General features: G+C 41.6%; 10 protein-coding genes. 3 read left to right on the forward strand and 7 right to left on the reverse strand.

Annotation, left to right across the window (positions count from 1 at the left end; genetic code table 11):
• Positions 1-144: 144 nt before the first annotated feature.
• From KDU71_RS00925 to KDU71_RS00945, 5 genes are all read right to left on the reverse strand, one after another.
• Positions 145-585 carry a DUF4625 domain-containing protein gene (locus KDU71_RS00925; protein ID WP_212188013.1) on the reverse strand — a complete coding sequence of 147 codons (441 nt, stop codon included), beginning with the start codon at positions 583-585 and terminating at the stop codon, positions 145-147.
• Complete coding sequence (locus KDU71_RS00930) at positions 585-1,445, reverse strand: hypothetical protein (protein ID WP_212188014.1); 861 nt, start codon at positions 1,443-1,445, stop codon at positions 585-587. Before KDU71_RS00930 ends, KDU71_RS00925 begins: the two co-directional genes overlap by 1 nt.
• 18 nt (positions 1,446-1,463) lie before the next feature.
• On the reverse strand, positions 1,464-2,993 hold the full coding sequence (locus tag KDU71_RS00935; RefSeq protein WP_212188015.1) for a RagB/SusD family nutrient uptake outer membrane protein: 1,530 nt from the start codon (positions 2,991-2,993) through the stop codon (positions 1,464-1,466).
• Positions 2,994-3,002: 9 nt separating this feature from the next.
• Positions 3,003-6,119 carry a SusC/RagA family TonB-linked outer membrane protein gene (locus KDU71_RS00940; RefSeq protein ID WP_212188016.1) on the reverse strand — a complete coding sequence of 1,039 codons (3,117 nt, stop codon included), beginning with the start codon at positions 6,117-6,119 and terminating at the stop codon, positions 3,003-3,005.
• 145 nt (positions 6,120-6,264) lie between these two features.
• Positions 6,265-14,019 carry a S8 family serine peptidase gene (locus KDU71_RS00945; RefSeq protein ID WP_212188017.1) on the reverse strand — a complete coding sequence of 2,585 codons (7,755 nt, stop codon included), beginning with the start codon at positions 14,017-14,019 and terminating at the stop codon, positions 6,265-6,267.
• Positions 14,020-14,396: 377 nt separating this feature from the next.
• On the opposite strand from KDU71_RS00945, the gene KDU71_RS00950 reads away from it, so the two are divergent.
• From KDU71_RS00950 to KDU71_RS00960, 3 genes are all read left to right on the forward strand, one after another.
• Positions 14,397-16,025, forward strand: coding sequence for a tetratricopeptide repeat protein (locus tag KDU71_RS00950; RefSeq protein WP_212188018.1), 1,629 nt, complete (start codon positions 14,397-14,399; stop codon positions 16,023-16,025).
• An 86-nt stretch (positions 16,026-16,111) separates the two neighbouring features.
• Entirely contained in the window at positions 16,112-16,945 is an 834-nt protein-coding gene (gene nudC / locus KDU71_RS00955) for an NAD(+) diphosphatase (protein ID WP_212188019.1), read from the forward strand.
• 134 nt (positions 16,946-17,079) lie between these two features.
• Positions 17,080-18,204, forward strand: a complete 1,125-nt coding sequence (locus KDU71_RS00960; protein ID WP_212188020.1) for an Sb-PDE family phosphodiesterase — start codon at positions 17,080-17,082, stop codon at positions 18,202-18,204.
• Between the two features lie 96 nt (positions 18,205-18,300).
• Here the strand turns inward: KDU71_RS00960 and bglX are convergent, their stop codons facing one another.
• Together bglX and KDU71_RS00970 are read right to left on the reverse strand one after the other, a co-directional pair.
• Positions 18,301-20,580 carry a beta-glucosidase BglX gene (gene bglX / locus KDU71_RS00965; RefSeq protein WP_212188021.1) on the reverse strand — a complete coding sequence of 760 codons (2,280 nt, stop codon included), beginning with the start codon at positions 20,578-20,580 and terminating at the stop codon, positions 18,301-18,303.
• An 89-nt stretch (positions 20,581-20,669) separates the two neighbouring features.
• Positions 20,670-22,223: a RagB/SusD family nutrient uptake outer membrane protein gene (locus tag KDU71_RS00970; protein WP_212188022.1), complete on the reverse strand. Its 1,554-nt coding sequence runs from the start codon at positions 22,221-22,223 to the stop codon at positions 20,670-20,672.
• Positions 22,224-22,233 lie beyond the last annotated feature (10 nt).

Genomic DNA, 22,233 nt, shown 5'->3' on the forward strand with positions numbered 1-22,233 from the left:
AAAATCTGTTACACAAGATCAAGTTCTCAAATAAAAAAGGCTGCTCACCTTGTCAGATGAACAGCCCTCAACCTAAGCTTTCATTTATCAATCCAATCCGGTGTTAAAAACATTTGTATATCAACACCAAAATTGCGTTTATCACTATTCTATTATTATAATAAGCTCTGCCCTGGCCGGATTTTTCGCTAAATCATAAATATCAAACTTCAAACGGTAGTAGCCCGACTGAATGTTATACGGAATATTACCACCAAACAACACCAGCTCTTTCACCTCCTGCACCGTTTCCGACAAGGGAATCACCATCTCTTCAGGTTCCCAGGGCGTATCAATTCCTTTTAAAGAAGCCCCCTGTGCCACTGGCAATGCTTCCACAAATTCGAGGTTAACGCGACACTCTTTCAGTGCCACATCATCTTCAAATACCGCATCCAGCTTCATGATACCTCCACGTGCAAACTCTTGATTTTCAACAGGTGCAATTATTGTTACGTGGGGTGATTTTTTATCACCATCGTCTTTGCTGCAGGCCATTGTTAACGCTATTAACAGCAGACCCAATATGTATTTCAAATTCTTCATTACTCTTCTTTTTTAATTAATTCGGTTGTTGAACAGGCATCAAATGGCATATAGCCATTATTGTAGTAGGCAAAAGCTCCCCACATATCTACTTCAATAACGCCATCTTCGGAATAGGTCGCGACCACTGGTTCTTCAAGGTGAATCTGCATATTACCATCCAGCATCGACCATTTGTAGATTTTAATAGAACCATATCCTTCAGAGGCAGCAATTTCTTGTGGCATAAACTCAATGGTCTTACTTTCAAAATCTACCACACCAATAATAATACGTCCATATCCCCAATAGTTGTATACCTCTATCTGGTTATAGGTATTCTCTACCTGCTTAATAGTCATGTATCCATACTCATCCCAATAACCACTCTCTTCACCATTAATGGTGCCATAACGGATACTGTAGTCTATCTGGTTGTAAGTACCAAACAAGTAGGTATCTTCAAATACAGGTGGCTCATCGGTGGTGATGCTTTTAACCTCGCTAAAGGCAAAGCCATTTTCTGAGTAGGTGTATGCTTTATAATAGTAGGTAGTGCTACCCACCAGCTTATCTACCCATTTCTCTATCTCCAGGTCATGCTGTTCGGCATTAATAATTGAAGTAGCAACCTCGGGAAATTCATCGTTGGCTGACACAAAAAACCCACTCTCCATAATGTTTTCATCCCCATTCAAGGTAATGGTTGCTTTCAGCTTCACCCTGTCGAACGACAAACTATCGCTTTGAGTAGCGAATGTTGGCAGCAACTCTTTTGACACCCTGTTGTATTTATCGGCATCGACACTTTCATTACAGGACACCAGCATAAGCATAGCCCCCAATAACAACATGCAATATCTAATTATATTTAGCTTCATAATATACAATTTATACTATCAATCGTTTTGTTCGCTCTCATCAATCTGCGGGTTGTCCTGTATCTCACGTCTTGGAATCTGGAACACCCAGTTATTGGCACCGGCTGCTACTTCAAACTGACCGGGTATGCTGTGATTTGAATTGTCATATGCCCGATTGATGCCTTTATACAATCGCTTCAGATCGAAATACGAAAAACCTTCACCCCATAGTTCAATACGGCGCTGATGGTAGATGTATTCCACATCAACCTCGCTCATATCCCAGCCTGGCTGACGGTTTTCCATCAAAAGCCTTACAACTTCTGCTGCCATTACTGTATTACCCATGTGTGCATAGGCCTCTGCTTCGATCAGAATCATTTCGGCAGCCCGCATATACGGGTAATCCTGGGTCCAGTCATCCTTTCGACCAAACTTCAGGCTGGCATATGGGTTTTGAATATTGGGCGCCGTTTGAATATCCACTTTAAAGCGCTGATAGTCTTCTTGAGAGATACCTTCTGGGCCATTAAACAATTGCTTACGCACATCTTCATCGGGTATGCTGTGGTAGAGCTCATAATCAATTAAACGCGGTGATAAGATACCGGCATAGCCCGGGCTGTTATTTGATATATGTGAGAACCACGAAACAAGCGTTGTCTGCGTCTCAATGGTATGACGGTAACCCCAAATCCACTCAGGATTCGTGGCATCCATAAAGCCACTCTTCAGTTGCTCAACATCCATCAGTGAATAACCTGAATAAGCACTCTTAGCATGATCAGCTGCCTTTTGCCACTGCTGCGACAGCATATAATAGCGCGCCAGCAAACCATGAATAACATGGCTATCAATAGAGCGTTTATCATCTTGCCTGTCATAGTTGGCAGACAGTTGTAAAGCCAAAGTCAGATCATGCTCAATCTGTTCAAACACACGTGCTACCGTATTGCGACCCTTAAGCGCTTCTGCCTCTTCCTCAGCAACACCATCAAGCGTTGAAAAATACAAGGGCACACCCGGTGCCTGGAGGTTAACTATTTCCTTCGTGATTACTTCCTGGTACAATTGAATCAGATACAGGTACGACATTCCTCTAACTGCATAGGTCTCAGCCAGACAACTGTTGTAAAAATCCTCATCGTAACCGATAATGTATTCAGAAAGCTCATCGGCCATATCCAACAAACGGTTACCATTGGCAATAGCCGTGTAAAAAGTATTCCAGATATAGGCCGTACGCACATTGGGTGCCGACCGATAACGGTGCAAATAATCCCACGAAAAATAATGACTGGTAGGTTGTGAGATATCCTGTGCCATCATATCCGTGGCATGCAAGGTCATGGTGTAGTTAAAAGAGTCGTGATCACCCTGGTAACTCACCATAAAAAGATAAAGTCCATCAACAAGTGATTTTAACTTATAGGGATATTCCCTTATTAGATCCTTAAGGTTGTCTCCGCCCTGCCCCGTTGTGTAGTCCGTGTCCAGCTCGTTGGAACATGATGCCAGTGACATCATCAGGATGAAGGCTCCTATTTTAAAATTCTTCAAACTCATGCTTACTAATTATAATTGTAGTGAGATACCAAATGAAACTGTACGCAATGCCGAATAGTTAAACCCAACAGCACCATTCAGGCTTTGACGCGGATCAAGACCTTTGCGGGCCGATTTCAGCCACAGGTTATCACCTGTGAGATACACCCTGCAACTCTTGATATTGGCTCGTTCCAGCACATTAATCGGCAAGGTGTAACCAAATGTAACGTTACGCAGGCTGAAATATGATGCCGAGGTGTAGAATCGATCGGTGGTCATATTCGACTGGTAATCGTTTTCAAGAATCGGCACATCGGTATCGGTATTATTTGGTGTCCATCGCTTCAACATATCACGGTGATAATTGGTGCCCGGTCTGCTGCCCATCAGCGACTGGTAGTTACTATCCATTACAGTTCCTCCAATCTGAAAAGCAGTCTGGAAGGATGCATCAAAGTTTTTGTAGGTAAACGTTGAACCTAATCCGCCTGTTAAGTCAGGAATAGAGCTCTTACCTGTTTTCTGCATCGTGGCTTCTGTAATATCATCTGTTGTTGTGATAGTGGCATTACCATAATGATCGTATTCATATCGGTAATACAGTGCGCGACCAGTTACTTGATCTACCCCTGCATATTGGAAATCATAAAAGTCGTAGATAGAACCTCCCAGCTCACGCCAAAATACACCTTCTGCGTAGCCATTCTGATCTTTCGAACTTGGCAGTTTCAGCAACTCATTTTTATAATGAAGCGCATTCATATTAACACTCAGGCTTATGTCCTGCTTTTTCAGCACATACACATTCATATCCAGCTCCACACCGGTATTGCGCATATCTAAATGATTACGCCACTGATAGCTTGGCAACCCTTCGGAAAGTGGCAACTGGTATTGGAACAGCAGGTCTTTGGTGTCTTTCATAAAGAAGTCGAATGACAGATTAACACGGTCGAACAGGTATGACTCAATACCCACGTTAAAGTTGTTACTCTTTTCCCAGGTTAAGTCAGGATTACCACGTGAGCTAAACACAACTGCTGCCTGACCACCTACATCTCTTACCACATACTGGTCGTCGTAACCATACCAGGTACCAATGTTATCGTTACCTTGCGTACCGTAACTGGTTCTCAATTTCAGATTATTGACAAAAGAAATACCTTTCATAAAGTCCTCTTCAGAGATGCGCCACGACGCACCTGCCGACCAGAAATTACCCCAGCGACTATCCGGGTGGAAAACAGACGAGCCATCGCGACGGAAGCTGGCCGACAGATAATACTTATCTGACAAATCATACTCTACACGACTCAGGTACCCTTCCAATGCATACTCGCTATAACCCGATGTCAGGCTTCGGTATGATGATGCGTTGGCAAACTCAGGATTCGATGGATCGAAAAAGTTAGCCATATTACCCGACAGGTTGTTGTTTTTATTGGTCTTGGTTTCGTGCCCTAATAAGGCTTTAATGGTATGAGCGCCAAAAGACTTGCTGTAGTTCAACAACTGGTTAAAGTTGGTGGCTGTGTAACGTTGTGATGTTTTATAACCCAAACCGCCAGCAGCTGCTGCATCGCCTCCAAGCGGCGTTAAAAAGCTGGAATAAGTATTAAAATACAAGTCATACGCCCCGTTTACGGTTAAGGTTAAACCCTCAATAATGTTAAAGTCTACCGAGCCACGTAAATTAAAATTATCGGCTTTATTATCGTTGATATTGGCTTTAGTTGTAGCCACCGGGTTAGCCATGGTTCCAAACGGACGCCCTGTTTGTTCACCATAATCATAAACAGGATTGCCATTGTGGTCCAGCTGTTTTTCGCCGGTATTTAAATCGTACATATACACCGGATAGATAGGTGCAACCATCTGTGTAAACATAAAAACATTACCCTGGCTGGCTCCACTGGCCGAAACAGAGTTCTGTATGGTTCCGGTATAAGCCACATTACCTGATAATTTGAGCCACTTATTAAAACGCTGATCCACCTGCAAACGTGCATTTAGGCGGTCAAACTCCGATCCGTCAACAATGCCTTTATCAGACAGGTAGCCAAATGAGGCGTAATAAGTTGAGCGCTCGGTACCACCACTAAAGCTCAGGTTATACTCTTCACGAATACCCGAGTTAAAAGGTTCTGTTTCCCACTCATTGCCCCATTTTTTATCGGTAGCTGCCGGATTAATGCGCCCGGTGAAAGGGTCAATCAATTCGTTATCAGCTACACCGCGATAGACGTTGTATCTTAAACTATTGGCGATTAAATCATTAGAAGCAGTAATCCCTGCCTGTGCATAGCCCAGATGCCCCAGGTAACTATTGCGCAAGCCTTCCCAGCTTAACTCGTAATACTCAGCCGGATTGGTAACAATATCGTAATTAGGCACACCGCGCGTATTAACCCCATAACGCGAATCGAAGTTAATCCGGAAGTCGCCTGCTTTACCTTTTTTAGTAGTAATTAAAATTACACCATTAGCTCCACGAGCACCATACATAGAGTTAGCTGCTGCGTCTTTTAGTACCGACAGGTTATCAATATCCTGAGAAGGTATTGAATTCAATGATCCTTCATATGGTACACCATCCAATATTATAAGTGGCTCCTTTGATGCTGAAATAGAACCTAAACCACGCACAATAATCTGCCCACCTGCCCCTGGCTGACCAGAGCTTTGCGTAATCTGCACACCTGCCAGGCTTCCTTCGAGTGACTTGGCGAGGTTGGCCGATTGCATTTTTGTCAAACTTTCGCCTTTAACCGTACTGGCGGCTCCGGTAAACGAACTCTTCTTGGTGGTTCCATAGGCCACAGCTATCACCTCATCCAACCCAATCATCTCATTTTCGAGGTAAATAGTATAATGATTGGCTTGACCAAGTGTAATGATTTGTGTTTGCATACCGATAAAGCTCACCTGAATACTGCTCACATCGGTCCCGATGGATAAGGTAAATGCCCCGTTCATATCGGTAACGGTTCCCGTGGTTGTACCAGGTACCACCACTGTTACCCCTGGCATTCCAAAGTCGGATCCTTGCTCAAACACATTACCGGTAATGGTTCGTTCCTGCGCAAAGCCAACAGCTATACAGAAGGTAGTGAATACCCAAAATAATATTAATATCTTTTTCATCTGTTTATATTTATCGTCTATGGTCAGAAGAAACGTCGATGCATCTTAAGCATCTGCATCTCTACAAATGAGTAAAGAGACATAGTTATTTATACTGCCATAGATTATAAATATGCATCCCTTGCGGGATGCATATTTTAGATCGCTATAGTTTTGTAAACTTTTTGATAACTGACAGTTCGTCTGAAGATAACTCCAGCATATAAAGCCCTTTTCTCAATGAAGACACTTCAATGTTAGTATTCAGACTACCAGCACGAATGATACCATTCTTAACAGACTCACCAGTCACTGACAAAATTCTGTAGTTAAGCTCTTCTGACAGTACCATGTTTGAATTGATAGTGAGTACATCGCTTACCGGGTTTGGATAAATACCTATTTGTGCATCTTCCACATCATCAATACCAACGCGTACTACCAGATCAATGGTTGCCTCAGACACCAGGCGGGCACCATGCGGATCTTCTGAAAGAATTGTAAGCGTTGTTACTCCTAATTCCAGTGGCTTAATGATTAAACCATTACCGCTATGGTACATCTCAACTTTATCATTATCCTTAGTAACAGTATACGTTACGGCCTCACCATCAGGGTCAGCAATGTACTCGGATAAATCAATAGTGTACTGCAAGTGCTTATCCACCTCATATCTGAAATACAAATCCTGTATTTCAACAGGAGCCCTGTTCACATTATTAATACGAACAATAAAGGTGTACTTATTAATAAGCCCTTTAGAATCCTCTCCTTCAACCACCACACGGTATAGCCCTGCACTATTATAGTCAGGTGCAAAATGCAGCTTCATATTCTGCCCATCGAATTCACCGCTCACAAACGGATAGTCATCTGCCAAACGCAAGGTGTACTCCAGTCCACCTAAGTGAGAAGCGTATAAGATGAAATCAAAGGTTTCGTTCTCGTCCAGCTCAATAACAAAATTCTGATCGATGCCATACGTTGGTCCGTTGTTCTTAATCAACTCAGCGGCAACTCGCGCCTGCTTGTTTTTGGGATCGTTGGATTGAATGTAAACCTTTGCTTTGTTGGTGGTATTGAATACCCTTGAGCCAAACAGCTCGAAATCAATATCCATCGACTCTCCAGGAGCAACTGTACCTTCCCATACTGATGGCACTAACCATTCAGGACTGATTTTTTCTGTTTCAATGGCTTTGATCATCCAGCCAATTTCTGGTACTCCCAGTTCTGAAACACCCCTGTATATAACACCCTTCGAACCAAACAGGTTACCTTCCTCATCTTCAGGAGCAATACGTCCAAGTGCTGCAGGCGATATCATCTCCTGAGCATATATGATACGGATATAGAAGGTTTCTCCCCCATGAATCATAACTGGCTTCTCCAGTTCTACTAGTTCTTTAACTGTTTGGTTGTTGTAAAGTGGTTTGTCGTAGCTATAGTTAATGCGCTGGCTGTAAATCAGACCTGTCTTCAGGAAATCATCATCTCCGGCAAACACCTGTACGGTATAGTAGCTCTCCAACGTATTACGGTATGTATAGTAATGCTCCAGCTGACTAAAACAGAAGCCATCCTCGGGTGCCACCAGTCGGGTAACAGTATGCACTTCGGCATCAGGTGTTCCCCAGCCAAAGGTATGTAACACTTCATCATCAAGCAGCTGCGTTAAAACCCGGCTCTCATTGCTGGCTTTGAGTCGCTTAGACTTTAATTTACCGGCAGTTTCCAGCTGTGCATTATATTCTGCTGAATTATCAGAATAAGTACTTACATTATCAGTTGCATAAGTATCTGACAATGACAAATAAATGTACTCATAGTTAATGTCCAAAGAAAAACGCAAGTCGTATTTTCCATCTACATTGCTGATATTAAGCGTTTCGTTACCAATAAATGAATCATCAAGTGCATAAGCTGTAATAGCATCCTTGTCCAGTTTCATATCAGGTGCTTCAACCTGTGAGGCTTTAAAGGCGATTCGTATCTTATGTTCCTCGGCTATATCTGACTCCAGCAGGGCGTCTTTCTCAGCAATTGTGAGGTCTTTAACAGCCTCAAAATCTACCAACACAATTTCACCAGACAGGTCCTTGATGATTGTTGGTGAATTGAACAAATAAACCCAGCCATCCAGTTTTCCTTTGGCGGGAATCAACAATGGCATTTCTTCCTGACCTGTTGGCCCCCAATAAATATGAGGAAGAAATTGTACGTCAGTGTAGACATAATCGAAGTCACCCATTCGCCCTGATACCAAAGCATTAAAGTTTACCCTCAGATCATCACCTTGCCCCAATCCATTAGCGAAAATTTTTCCAATTCTAAAAGCCTTAGTACCATTGTTAATGAATTCAAAATCCAGCACCCAGCTTTCATCATCTGGATCATGTGGGCTATTAATTTTTTCGTAGTCTACAACAAATATCTCACCCATATCAACTGTTTCCGGAATATCTAAATCGATATTACCATCTACATACAGGTTAAATGGTACTTCGTAAAGACCATTGGCCACTGTATTGTTTATGATCGTTACCGTTTCGGTATACTCTCCTGCATAAATATTGGTCGCATCCGCTACGAAATTATGTGTCGCACTTTCACCCGGATTAAGAATTTTCTTCTCAAACGGATAGAATTCAATAGCCGTATCATCATTGATATAAGTCGAATTGAATGCTACTGTTATACCATCTGTTCCTGTTTCATTTTCAATACCAATAGCTGATACACCCGGTGCCATTGAGAAGAGCTCATCATTAAAGTTATACTGGAACTTAAATGAACCATCCTGACGGAAAATAACCTGCCATGATATAGGTCCTGTTGACATACCAAATCCATCAGTAAAACCTTGATATTGAACTACAAATTCTTCATCAAAAGCCTGGTAATAAACACCCGCATTTTTATCATTGTACAAATCATTGTATACAAAACCAAACATTGGTGCAATCAGGTTGTTGGGACCGTCTTCAGATGGTACCATAATGCCACCTCTGGTATAAGCCTCTTCATATTCGGTAAATGATATCACACCACAATAACCGACATGCATAGTATTATAGTCATTACCATAATAGTTAAAGGTCCAAGGTAACTCAACAGTATTCCAGAAGTCATTCTGGGTAGCTAAATCCATTGATTTGAGCTTGGTTCCGGTAGTAGAAATATCGAACCACTCGTAATGCACATTTGGATTACTTTTCTGATGAAACGCCTGATACTGAAAATCCTTAATAGTTGTGCCTGACTTAAGTGCAGGCTCATCCAAATGCACCAAGCTTGTGCCTTTAATACCGTACTCCAATACATTTAGACCACTGTTGGTTACTGTTAATGAGGCAGATGCTTTTTCACCCGACATCACATTAACATCAACACTTGTTTTATCTGTCGAGATAAGTGGTGCATCAATTATTGTACTTGTCAACGGTATTGTAATCACTTCCGTATCATTAAACGTTATTTGCAACTCTGCTTCGTATGTACCAACTAGATCAGATACAGCCTTCACTACAAATGTTTCAATCACCTCAGGTTTTAACTCGTATGGGAAAGTTTGTTCCGTAATTAGTTCAAACTTATCGGCATTTGTGCCAGCGATAACAATATCTGTTATCATACCTGGTGCACGCCCATCATTTCTAATTAATAGGTTCTGCATGAGGGTACTCAACTGATAATTCTCTCCAAAATCGAAAGAAGTAGCATCTGTTTTCAGGTCAGGCTCACCCCCTGCTGTCACATTGATATCGGCTCTGAAATTAAAGAATGGCTTACCGGGTTCATTAGTTAACACAGGCAAGTATTCAGTGTACATTTCTTCATTCAGAATATCGGTTGACATGGTGTAGTTAATATCAACCGATTCGCCTTTAAGTAATACCCCAGCCGGCTCGCTTACCGATTTAAACAATCCTAAGCCTGGGTTAATAAACTTGATGACAGTGCCTTGGTTAATGGTAGTTTGTCTTGCTTGAAAATAATTCCCAATAATGGCATCGTTCTGCTCATTATCGTGCGCCCAAACTGACCACCATTTTGTATTTGTAAAACCATCCAAATCATGGTAACGAACTTCCATGTTACCATTGCGGAATAATACCAGCTGGAAAACAAGTTTATGCTGATTAATCGTTAAGTCTTCCTCATTTAAGCTGCCCATTGGCATATCCTGGTATTGTACCACAAAGCGATCGCCAAAATCCTGATAGTAGATGGTACTATTAATATTCGGGTCAAACATAAATGGTTCGCCAAGACCACAAAATGCGCGTGTTGGACTATATTCATTCAAAGGAGCCATTGGAAACTGGTTAAACGCACCATCCTTTGTGAAGGCCAGCAAGCCAAAAGGTGAGATATACACTTTGCGTTCAGTTTTTCCGAAGAATGGAAATCCGAAGCTTAGCTCCACCTCATGAACACGTCTAACATCATTATGATGCCCGGTCAGATCCGGAGCTACACTACCCGTTGTTGATATTTCATCCCAGTCACCCCAAGATTTCTCCTCACTGAAATAGCCAAACTGACTAACATTGGCTTCCACATCTTCAAAGTCACCAGGTTTATTGGCAAACTTAGGCATGTAATAGTGCAATGGGTAATCTCCATCATTCTGAATGGTGAATGTTCCACTTAACTCGTCACCAATGGTCACATTATCAAAAGTCTCAGACTCGGGCAATAATGTGCCTACCGGAGGATTAATCGCATAACCGGTTACTTTAATCGTATATTCTTCTGTGCCATTACTATTGTAAAAACGAATGTAGTTATCAAAAACACCAGGTGTACTTGGCTTATAGCCTAAATTAAAGTAAACAGAAGATAATGCTTCAATTGTTTTAGGGGACGAATACGAGCTTGAGCTCCCATTAAATAATATCTCCTTAGTGTTGCCACCTCGCTCGCTACGATTTAAAACAAAATTACCTAGTCCGGTATTGGTAATGTATGCTTCAATATGCTTCTCTTTACCAATAACTACCCTTCCAAAATCAATTAACGTAGTACCTGAAATTACAGGTTGATGACCATCAATGATTGTCGTCATTCGGTAACTCAGCAACTCATTGTTATGATCATTTGTAGTCGTATTAATATTAAAATGGTAGGTTCCATTAATAATGTTACTGGCGTCAATATCATACATTATAGTTTCATCTCCATCTGCCAATATGCGTCCTTCATCCTGTTGCAGAGTAACAAAGGTGTTGGCAGGTGACAGATAGCTAATGGCCTCTACCATAAAGGAAAAACCGTCCATATACACATCAGCCAGAGAATTCCATGATTGTCCGCGATTTGAACTGTAGTAGCAATTCTCTCTTCCCCATCCTTTGTCTTTCTCAAAAGCAATAGCTAATGGATATTTATGTCCGGTTGGCGGATGAATTACTACCCAGAAGTAACTGCCCTCTTCAAAAAACAATTGTGTATTTAAAGCATGCTTATAGGTATGGTTTAATGTATTCTCTTTTAATGCCTGACGATGACGTAGCTTTGCCGAGTGAATATCACGCCCCTCAAATATCTCCAATAGAATCTCCTCGTTCGCATCTAACTCAACATTAAGGCGGGTAGCTATATGCGTCAGGTTAAAACCATAACCAGGTTCTGTATTAGTACCTGTCTGCACGCGGTAGCGTGTTGCCGAAGAGCTGGGATCTTCAGGAGAAGCTTCGCCAATATAATAATATGAGGATGCATTTAAATACCCTTTAAATAGAGCCGTATCGGGCACTTGATTATATTCAACAACAGTTTGGTATGGTGATGCCGCAAATACTGAAGGTTTAGTGCCTGAGCTGAAGACTGTGGCTCCTTTTAACCCTGGTAATGGTTCACTCCACTCCTTATCTGTTGTAAAATCGATATTAGTCAGCCAGTTAAGGATGCCTTCGCCCTTGTTATATAATTTAAATTGTCCTGATGCCTTTGCTGACACATTTGCGTCAATCATATGCTCAACCGTATGCTGATCAGGATATGTATAATCCACCTCTAATACAGCCTCCGGTCCGGCGGTTGTTTGTCCATCAACTAAATTTGACAAAAGGGATTTGTTTCCCCACTTATCAACCGACACCACGCCCACGTAATAGTGAGTTAATGGCTGCAGGTTATCTAATTCATATGTGGCTAGTTCATCTACCACATCTTGTTTAGCTGCAATTGTTTTTCTCGAAACCATCCCTAAGTTACTATCAGAGAATGGCTGCTCGGAATAATAGATCTCATATGATTGCGGAGCACGCCCATAGCCTGTAGCAGGCACTGAAAACTCAAGCATGAACAAATCCTGACTGGCTACATTAATAGCTAAATTAGTAATAGCTGCAGGACCGGCATTCGTTTTTTCATCAAGTGCATAAAGTGCATTAATCAAACCTTTACCTAACTTATTATAATGCTTATGGTCTTCTGGAAATTCCCCATAGATATTATCTACCGAACCTTCCAGAATCGAAAATAGCTCTTTATTGGTCAGGCCTTTATTTTTCATGTGCGAAACCACCAATGCCGCTACTCCTGAAACATGAGGCGTAGCCATACTCGTACCTTCGAGCCAACCGTATGAATCAACAACAGTACTAAAAATTCCATGGTGCATCGGATACTCTTCTTCCTCCGGCGTTAGTAACTCATCATTATCCATATCCCCACCAGGAGCAGAAATATTGATCCAGTTACCATAATTGGAGTAGCCAGCTTTCTCTTCTTTATAATGAATGGCAGCTACTGTTAACACCTCAGATAGATATCCCGGATACAGCTCATCATCCATATTAGAATTACCTGCTGCAAAGATGACAATTCCTCCCTTTAATGGACTACCAGCATATCCCCCAGCTTCCTCAATAAAATAGCGAATACCTGCTTCTACAGCTTCTTCTCTAACACCTGGATTAGGATACCCCCAACTATTTTGAGAAATAACAGCTCCATTATCGGCTGCATATACAAATGAGTTGGCAATTCCACCCTGGCTATTTCCATCAAAAATCTGGCAACTCATCAAACGTACACCATCGTCACTACCCGAACCACCAGCAATACCAGCTATACCAACCCCGTTGTTATTGACTGCCCCAATGGTTCCGGCTACGTGAGTGCCATGGTTGCCACCACTGATATAGCCTGTGTTAGATGCAAAGTTATAACCGTATTTATCGTCGACATAACCATTAAAATCACTGTCCTTTCCTTCTGTACCATTTATTTCCGACTCGTTTCTCCAGATATTAGCTTCCAAATCAGGGTGCCTGATATCAATTCCCTGATCATGAACTGAGACAACAACCGAGCGGTCACCTGTATTCTTCTTCCAGGCCTCAAATAAGTTAATATGTGCCAGATCGAAACGATCTAATAAACCGGTTGGTGCATAGTGGTAACATTGCTCCAAATAAGGATCATCAAATATAAACTCATTGTTTGTTGCCTTTAGTTTTGAACTGGATTTACCTGTCTCATATGGCACAAACTTATATGTGTGCAGACTTTTCTCTCTTATCTTCTCGGCGCTTTCAATCACTGCCAAGCTGGCAAATGAGCTAACAACCTCATTTAATTCTGCTTCCGATGAATAATCAATTTCATACCACAGGTGTAAACCGTGCTTGCGATGCTTAGCATCATGTTGCTCACTGTAAGGAAACACACGACGCATTTTCGTGGCGCGATAGTGTGTTAGTGCATTATCCATTTCAACAATACCCACCTTAGGTGTATCACCTGATGTGGAGGCTGATTTTAGCATTACCAGCTCAACCTCGGGTTTGACTTTTACCCGAAAAGTTCCTTGCAGGTGCCCCTCTTTAAATAACTGCTGTGCGTTAGTAGCTAAAGCAGTGATTAAAAAGATAAGTCCTACTAAATAGTACTTTAGAATTTTGCTCATTTTTGCATAATTTTGAATAAACGTTGATTAAGTATAGATTCGATTCCCAAATAGTTTTGACACTAATCGGATACGCTTAAAGTACCTCGAATAGCTAGCTACAAAAGAGGCTTAATGGGAGGGGAAACCAAAGAAACAGACCATAGGAGAACCTCACAAAGCTTCAATAAAACCTCAGCATATCTTATTATCAAATTCAAAACAACCTCTCTACCCAAATTTTATTACATTGATTATTAGGATACATCAACCTCTCATTTTTGACTTACCTTGAAATATGCCCTGCTGTTAATAAAAATGAGTTCCCTAAGAACAATTGGTCATGTTCTAGTACTTTTGGGTAAACAAACCTATGCACCAAAAACCAATTCGTACTTATGATTCATTGTCACTATTCTTTTAAAGAATGTATCCTTATTTTTATTCTATCATCTGTATTTATAAATACAACTGCTACCTCAAAAGAAGATAATTTGGTATTTGCATTGAGTAATGCTAAAACAGACAAAGAACGTTATGAGTTACTGAATAAACTTATTTCGCATACACGACAATATGACTATAAGAAATCGGCCTTATATGCTACACAGGGCGAACTATTGGCAAACAATAACAGTAACCTAAAATGGCGAGCTAAATTTCAATTTGAAAGTGCGATTACTCATTATTATATATCGGCATATGACAAAGCGCTGGCAAAATACATAAGTGCCACCAATATATACCAGGAACTTGGCGATGGCTTAAACATGCTCAAATGTTATAACAATACTGGTATGATTTACGATCGCATTGAGAAATATGACAAAGCCATTGAATATTATCAACATGCTTACAATGAATATCAGCAGCTTGACAATGAAATAAAGGAAAATTACAGCCAGTTTCTGCCTCAACACTATAATAATATTGCCAGCGCGTATAACAAACTGAATCAAACAGAAAGGGCTTTAGAGTATTATCAATTGGCACTCGATAAAGCCATTGAAATCGATTTCAGGTACATATTGGGGTCCATTTATACCAACCTTGGTATTATAGAAATGGAGCAAGGTGCTTATAACAACGCAAGAAGTTATATTGATAAAGCTATTACAATACGAAAGGAAGATGACGAAATTATTGGCTTAGCTAATTCATATTACTTATTATCACGCTATTATTACCTTAACAACCAACTTGACAGTGCAGTTGCTACTACACAAAAAACGCTTTCCATAGCTAACTCCCGCAGCTTACTACAATTACAACGCTCGTCCTATTTCCTGCTTTTCGAGATATTTCAAAAGCAAGAATTACTCAACAAGGCACTTGATGCTTATATCAGTTATAACCAGATCAATGATAGCATCTTTAATCATCAAAAGATGAACCGTCTCAACCAGCTGGAGATTGCGCAGGAAGTTGGCAAAATAGAGACTGAAAACACAAATAAAATAGCAGAATTAAAGCATCGCCATACTATATTTATTCTACTCCTGTCGTCTTTGGTCATCATATTTTTTCTAATAGGCCGGTTGTATCAAACACAAAAGAAGAGACTAAAACTGGAGTACTCAAAACTTGAGCTCGACATTGATACACGTAATCGGGAATTAACCACCAACGTGATGCAACTGATTCAAAAGAATCAATTGATTAACGATGTAGTCAAGCAATTACTAATGCTTAAAGAAGAAATTAATAAACAATCGCAAAAAACTTTACATCGGGTTATATTAAACCTGCAATCGCAAACTAACAGAGAAATATGGCAGGAGTTTGAAATGCGGTTTAATAAAGTACACAATGAGTTTTATACACGATTGCTTAAAAAACATCCAACCCTAACCTCCTCTGAAAAACGCCTATGCGCGCTACTCCGGTTAAATATGACATCGAAAGAAATAGCGGCCATAACCCATCAGACATTAAGAGGAGTTGAAGTGGCGAGAAGCCGCTTAAGAAAACGCCTTGGGTTAACAGGTAAAGACATTGGACTAAATTGCTATCTGGAAACATTTTAGGAGCCAATAGTAACGTCTCCTCTCATATGCCTTCTTATAACAGGTAAATCTGCTATCTTCGTTTTGTAATCTTAACCAGCAGCACTATGATTAACGAGATTCACCCACATAAACTTGATCTTCTATACGACAGTAGTAAAACCGTTGATGATAAGGCTTATATACTCATCTATTCTGAACGTTCTATCCTATTGAAGGGTAATGACAGCTTAGCTAACATTCCGCAATGGGAAGATTTGTCGATGCACCTTAACCAGAAAAACCTCATCTACTTGTTTTGTCTAAATGGCACCAATTGTTTCTTACACAAACAGGCAATAAGCGCACTCCCGAACGGACAACACTACCATAGCATTGACATCTTCAGAACAATGCCCCAGGAACTTGGCTGGATAACTATTCTGGGCTTCCAGATTTACAATTGGTACCTAAGCAATAAATACTGCGGACGATGTGGAGCGGCTACTGAGCCAGGCTTAAAAGAAAGAGCTATTATTTGTAAAGCATGCGACACAACTGCTTATCCCACTATATCACCAGCTATTATTGTGGCTATCACTTGCAAAGATAAAATTCTGTTGGCAAGGGGTAATCATTTCCCGCCGGGCCGTTACTCGCTGGTAGCTGGTTATGTTGATGTGGGTGAAACACTTGAAGAAACGGTTATCCGCGAGGTAAAAGAAGAAGTAGGCCTGGATGTCAACAACATACGCTATTACAAGAATCATCCATGGCCTTTGTCCGGCTCACTAATGGTGGGTTTTATAGCTGAGGCGGATGACCAACAAGCTATCGAGATTGATCACCACGAGATTGCAGAGGCTGCCTGGTTCAGCCGCGATAATATTCCGGATCATTATTCAGCTAACATCAGTATTTCAGGTGAGATGATTGACAAATTCAGAAAAGGTGAGTTATAGGCAAATTTATGCCTAAGCACTGTTTTATAATGGTATCATAAGCTTGATATACATACTTCTTACTATTGCCACATTAATAAAAACTACTAATTTGTACTGGTAAACATACCTTACAACTTCAAATACTTGACACAATGATCTACAAACAAAGCCTTTTAACCGCTCTATTGCTACTGCTATTTTCAGTAGCTCATGGGCAGTTTGACCTCAACCACCAGACCAATAACCTGTTTATTAAACCCCAGGTGCGCCAGCAGATACTGATACCCGATATATCGGGGTATAAAACCTTGAAGGGCGACTTTCACATTCACACGATTTTTTCCGACGGCTCAGTATGGCCAAATGTCCGCGTTGAGGAAGCCTGGCGCGAAGGACTGGATGTGATTGCGATTACCGATCACCTCGAGTACCAGCCCCACAAAGATTACACGGTTTCAGACCATAATACTGCTTATCAACTAGCACAACGAAAAGCAGAAGAGATGAATGTGATATTGGTTAAAGGGACTGAAATAACAAAAGGCGAAGTGCCTCCCGGTCATTTCAATGCCTTATTCATAGACGATGCCAATCCTATTGAAAACAAGGATGCCAGCCTCTCGATTGAAGCAGCAGTGAAGCAAGGGGCTTTTATAATATGGAACCATCCGGGCTGGAAACGTCAACAACCTGATACTACAAAATGGTGGGATTATTACACAACTTTAAAATCTAAAAACATGCTACATGGCATTGAGGTTGCCAATTCCAATGAATGGTACCCAGTTGCACTGGACTGGTGCATTGATAAAGAACTTACGGTATTTGGCAACTCAGATATTCATGCTCCTATCAACCTGAAATACGATCTGAGCAATCGGCATGCACACCGCCCTATCACCTTAATTTTTGCCAGGGATAAATCGATGCAAAGTGTGAAAGAAGCACTTTTTGAGGGTCGAACCATCGCCTGGTATGGCAATATAATAGCCGGGAAAGAGTCGTTGCTTAGTGAGTTGGTTAGTGCTTCTATCGAACTAAAAACAGCTTTTAGAGAAACCAAAAAGAAAGGCAATACATGGTGCTATGCTGAGCTAAATAACACTTCGGATATACCATTTGTATTGCAGGATAAGGATGGTAATGAAATTGTACTGAAACCACTTAGCAGTGTCATAGTAAAGTTTGACAAAAAGACTGCTGCTTTAAACTACAAAGTGATGAATGCATTCATCGGCTCTGAGCGCCGTCTGGAAATTAATATTCCATCCCTGTAGCGTAAATCTGAAAACAATAAAAGGGTCACATTATTATTTACTTGCAATAATAATGTGACCCTTTTATTGGATAAGTTACTGATTCAAATATGCCAGCTATTGAATCGAGAATGTGGCTTTTTGCACTTCCTCAGAATTGGTTCCTACATACACATTAAACTGTCCGGCCTCCACCACGTAGTCGCCATTAGGGAAGTAATAACCAAGCTCCTTTTCTGTCAGTGTAAAGGTAACCTCTTTTGTTTCACCTGCTTTCAACAGTACTTTCTCAAAGCCTTTGAGCTCTTTAACAGGACGGGCATAGGTAGCCGCAATATCCTGAATGTAAAGCTGTACCACTTCTTCTCCATCCACTTTACCGGCATTGGTTACCGAAACACTTACTCTTAACAGCCCATCTTTAGTAATCGTTTCCTTATCAAGTGTCATATCCGAATAACTAAAGTTGGTGTAACTCAAGCCATACCCAAATGGAAACTGGGGCGAATTAGGCGCATCGTTATAGCATGAATACAGCACCCATTCAGGTGTTTGACCAACAGGCCGGCCGGTATTTTTATAGTTGTAGAAAAGCGGACACTGTCCCACATTGCGTGGGAAAGAAACAGGCAGTTTACCCGATGGGTTGTATTTACCAAACAGCACATCGGCAATGGCATGACCACCTTCTGTGCCAGAATGCCAGGTCTCCAGTATAGCCATGGCTTTATCTGCTATTTCAGGGATAGCTAACGGACGGCCATTCATCAGTACCACCACAATATTTTTGTTCACCTTATAGATTTCATCAAACAGTTCCTGCTGAAGCCCTTTCAGCTTGATATCTGTCATGCTGCGTCCTTCGCCACTTTGGTAGCAATCCTCACCAATGGCCAACAGCACCACCTCTGATTGACGTGCTGCAGCAATCGCCTTTCCAAAACCAGAACGATCCGTTTCATTAAAAGTCATTCTGTCACTAAAATTTCGAGTACCAATAGAAAGTGCACATCCTTGGGCATAATTCAGCTTCACAGTTGCTTGAATAGCAGCCTTAACACCTTCCAGTAATGAAACAGCCGAGTTGCTCTCAGCCTGTGCCCGCCAGTTGCCCAGCGGCGAATCCTTATCATCGGCCAGTGGGCCAATGACAGCTATGCTTTTTGCATTTGTACTCAATGGAAGGATTTGTTTGTCATTCTTAAGCAACACCATCGATTCACGAGCCACTTTACGGGAGGCAGTACGGTGCTCATCTGTCAGAATCATCTGCTGCTCATTCTCTTCATTGCAATATTTGTAAGGATCATCAAATAATCCTAAACGATATTTGATGCGTAACACACGACGTGCAGCATCTGTTATCAGCTTTTCATCCACTTTACTTTCTGCCACCAGTTCCTCAAGATGTGAGATATAGGCCCGGCCTTCCATATCCATATCGGAGCCTCCTTTAATCGCTCGTTCAGCACTTTCTTTAAGATTAGCTGCTGCCCCGTGTATTTCAATTTCTCCAATACTGTTCCAGTCCGATACAACAAAGCCATCGAATTGCCATGCGCCCTTTAATAAGTCACGTTGCAGATAGCTGTCGGCTGTAACCGGTAATCCATTAATGGTATTAAAGCCATTCATAAATGTAGCCACGCCAGCTTCAGCTGCGGCTTTAAAAGGTGGTAATACAATATTGTGCAGTGTTTCATTACCTATCTCCACCGAGTTGTAGTCACGCCCCGACTCTGAAAAAGCATAACCAGCAAAATGCTTGGCACAGGCAGCTATGGTATATTCATTGCTCAAATCATCCCCCTGGAAACCATGCACACGGGCGCGTGCAAAAGCACTTCCAAGATAAGGATCTTCGCCGGCTCCTTCCATCACCCGGCCCCAGCGGGCATCGCGACCCACATCCACCATTGGAGCAAAGGTCCAGTGAAGACCTGAAACAGCCGCTTCTTTGGCAGCTACCTCAGATGACAGTCTGGCTAATTCAGGATTCCAGGAGGCCGCCTCTGCCAACGGAATTGGAAACATGGTTTTGTAACCATGAATGACATCATAACCAAAAATGAGCGGAATTCCCAAACGGGTATTCTCCACCACAGTTTGCTGAGCTTTACGGGTAGCTTCGGCACCATTCACATTCAGCATGGAACCCACCATGCCACTCTTTAGTTGCTCCAGCAGTGCTTCGGCCCCTGCATTACCGGCAGGAGCAGGCCCGGTCATCTCCCACAGGCTGGTGTATTGATTCAACTGCCCCACTTTTTCGGCAAGTGTCATCTTCATTAAAAGATCTTCCACAAATTGGTCTTCCTCGCTCAGCGGCTTTTGATTGCCAGCACAGGAAGCCAATAGTAACATGGTAATAAGCGCAAGTAAATTAAGGTTTCTCATCTTAAATTGTTTGTGTAAATAATGTGCAAAATACAAATCAAAGGCCACCTATGGCAGCCTTTGATGTTAAAAAGTCCAATAATGTAATATTAATTATACCCTGGGTTCTGATCTTCCATAGATATACCTGCATTCAAATCAATTTCTTCCTGTGGAATAGGGAATATCTCATTTTTACCAGATTGAAAACCACGTGACGCTAACTCTGTTGCAGCATCTCCCCAGCGAACCAGATCCCAGAAGCGATGTCCTTCAAAGGCTAACTCAAGTGAGCGTTCTTTCTTGATAATTTCAAAAAGTGCATCACCAGCTAAACCTTCCCAAGAAGAATGATCAGCAAAACCAGCACGTTCGCGTACCTCTTTAATCAATGCAACTGCTTGTGCATCCTTATTATCGCGATTGTATGCTTCTGCAGCCATTAACATTACATCAGATAAGCGAATTAGTTTAAATGGCGTGTTCCAATTCACTTCTGTCACTCCCCCCTCAGATGTTTCAGAAGGAATGGTGGAATACTTCAAACGGATATACCCTTCGTAAGCATCCCAGTTGTTATTTCCTGCCCGGTTCACCTCGCCTCCGGCGGCTACAAATTCGGCTTCAGAGATGGCAGAGGTACTATAGCGCTCATCACCAGCTTCTGTTCTTAGCAAATCACCAATTTTTTGAGTTGGCACATTAAAGCCCCAGCCATTGGTATAGCCAATCGCATCCATATTATTGAAAGAATTATCACCACGTGGACCGCAAAGCTGAACTATAAAATTAGACTCGGCTGTTCCATCCCATGGTCCACCCCAGTCGTGAGCATTCTTACTTGAATACAATACTTCAAATATTGATTCAGAGCCTGCACGTTCTTCTCTTAGCCAAATAGTACTATAGTCTTCTACCAACTCATAGCTATCGTCATCCAATACATTTTGAAGCATCTGATGAGCATTGGCATAGTCTTTCTGATACAAAAACACTTTACCCTTAAGCGCCTGGGCAGCACCCTTTGAAATTCTGAACTTCATGCCGTCCGCAAGGTTACTTTTCACGGGCAATACTGCAATCGCCTCATCCAAATCCTTGTGAATCTGAGTGTAAATAGTCGCCTTACTCTCACGCGGATTGTTTACGCTAATTTCTGTGGTATTCTCCAAATAAAAAGGCACATCGCCCCACATGGTTACCAACTCAAAATAGGCATAAGCCCTAAAAAATTTCGCCTCAGCAGCTACTTGCTCTGCATTGCTCAGTTCAGGAGACAAGGTATTTAATATGGCATTTGAGGCATTCACTATTTTATAAAACGAGTGCCATACATCCTTAATAGCCGGATTATCGTACTCATAAGTAAAATTACTTAGCTGCTGCAGCTTAGGCTGGTCAGCCGAAGAGCCTCCTCCAGGATTCAGATCATCGCCCTGTAAGCCTTTCACAAAGAAAATACTTGACCAGTCGCCATAGTTATTGTAACCTATTTGCAGATAATCATACACTCCGATAATGGCTGCTTCAGCCTCTTCTTCAGTTGTGAGGTAATCATCACTGTTGAACTTTCCTATTGGTGTTTTATCCAATACACTGTCAGCGCATGCTCCAAAAGCAAGTACCAGCAGTAAAGTATATATGCTATATATTAGTTTTTTCATTGCTTTTTGT

The sequence above is a fragment of the Carboxylicivirga sediminis genome, assembly GCF_018156225.1.
GTDB classification, from domain to species: domain Bacteria; phylum Bacteroidota; class Bacteroidia; order Bacteroidales; family Marinilabiliaceae; genus Carboxylicivirga; species Carboxylicivirga sediminis.

Coding starts and splice junctions, on each gene's coding strand:
- KDU71_RS00935 (WP_212188015.1), bottom strand. CDS start 2,993: ATGAGTTTGAAGAATTTTAAAATAGGAGCCTTCATCCTGATGATGTCA.
- KDU71_RS00970 (WP_212188022.1), bottom strand. CDS start 22,223: ATGAAAAAACTAATATATAGCATATATACTTTACTGCTGGTACTTGCT.
- bglX (WP_212188021.1), bottom strand. CDS start 20,580: ATGAGAAACCTTAATTTACTTGCGCTTATTACCATGTTACTATTGGCT.
- KDU71_RS00950 (WP_212188018.1), top strand. CDS start 14,397: ATGATTCATTGTCACTATTCTTTTAAAGAATGTATCCTTATTTTTATT.
- KDU71_RS00960 (WP_212188020.1), top strand. CDS start 17,080: ATGATCTACAAACAAAGCCTTTTAACCGCTCTATTGCTACTGCTATTT.
- KDU71_RS00930 (WP_212188014.1), bottom strand. CDS start 1,445: ATGAAGCTAAATATAATTAGATATTGCATGTTGTTATTGGGGGCTATG.
- KDU71_RS00925 (WP_212188013.1), bottom strand. CDS start 585: ATGAAGAATTTGAAATACATATTGGGTCTGCTGTTAATAGCGTTAACA.
- nudC (WP_212188019.1), top strand. CDS start 16,112: ATGATTAACGAGATTCACCCACATAAACTTGATCTTCTATACGACAGT.
- KDU71_RS00940 (WP_212188016.1), bottom strand. CDS start 6,119: ATGAAAAAGATATTAATATTATTTTGGGTATTCACTACCTTCTGTATA.
- KDU71_RS00945 (WP_212188017.1), bottom strand. CDS start 14,019: ATGAGCAAAATTCTAAAGTACTATTTAGTAGGACTTATCTTTTTAATC.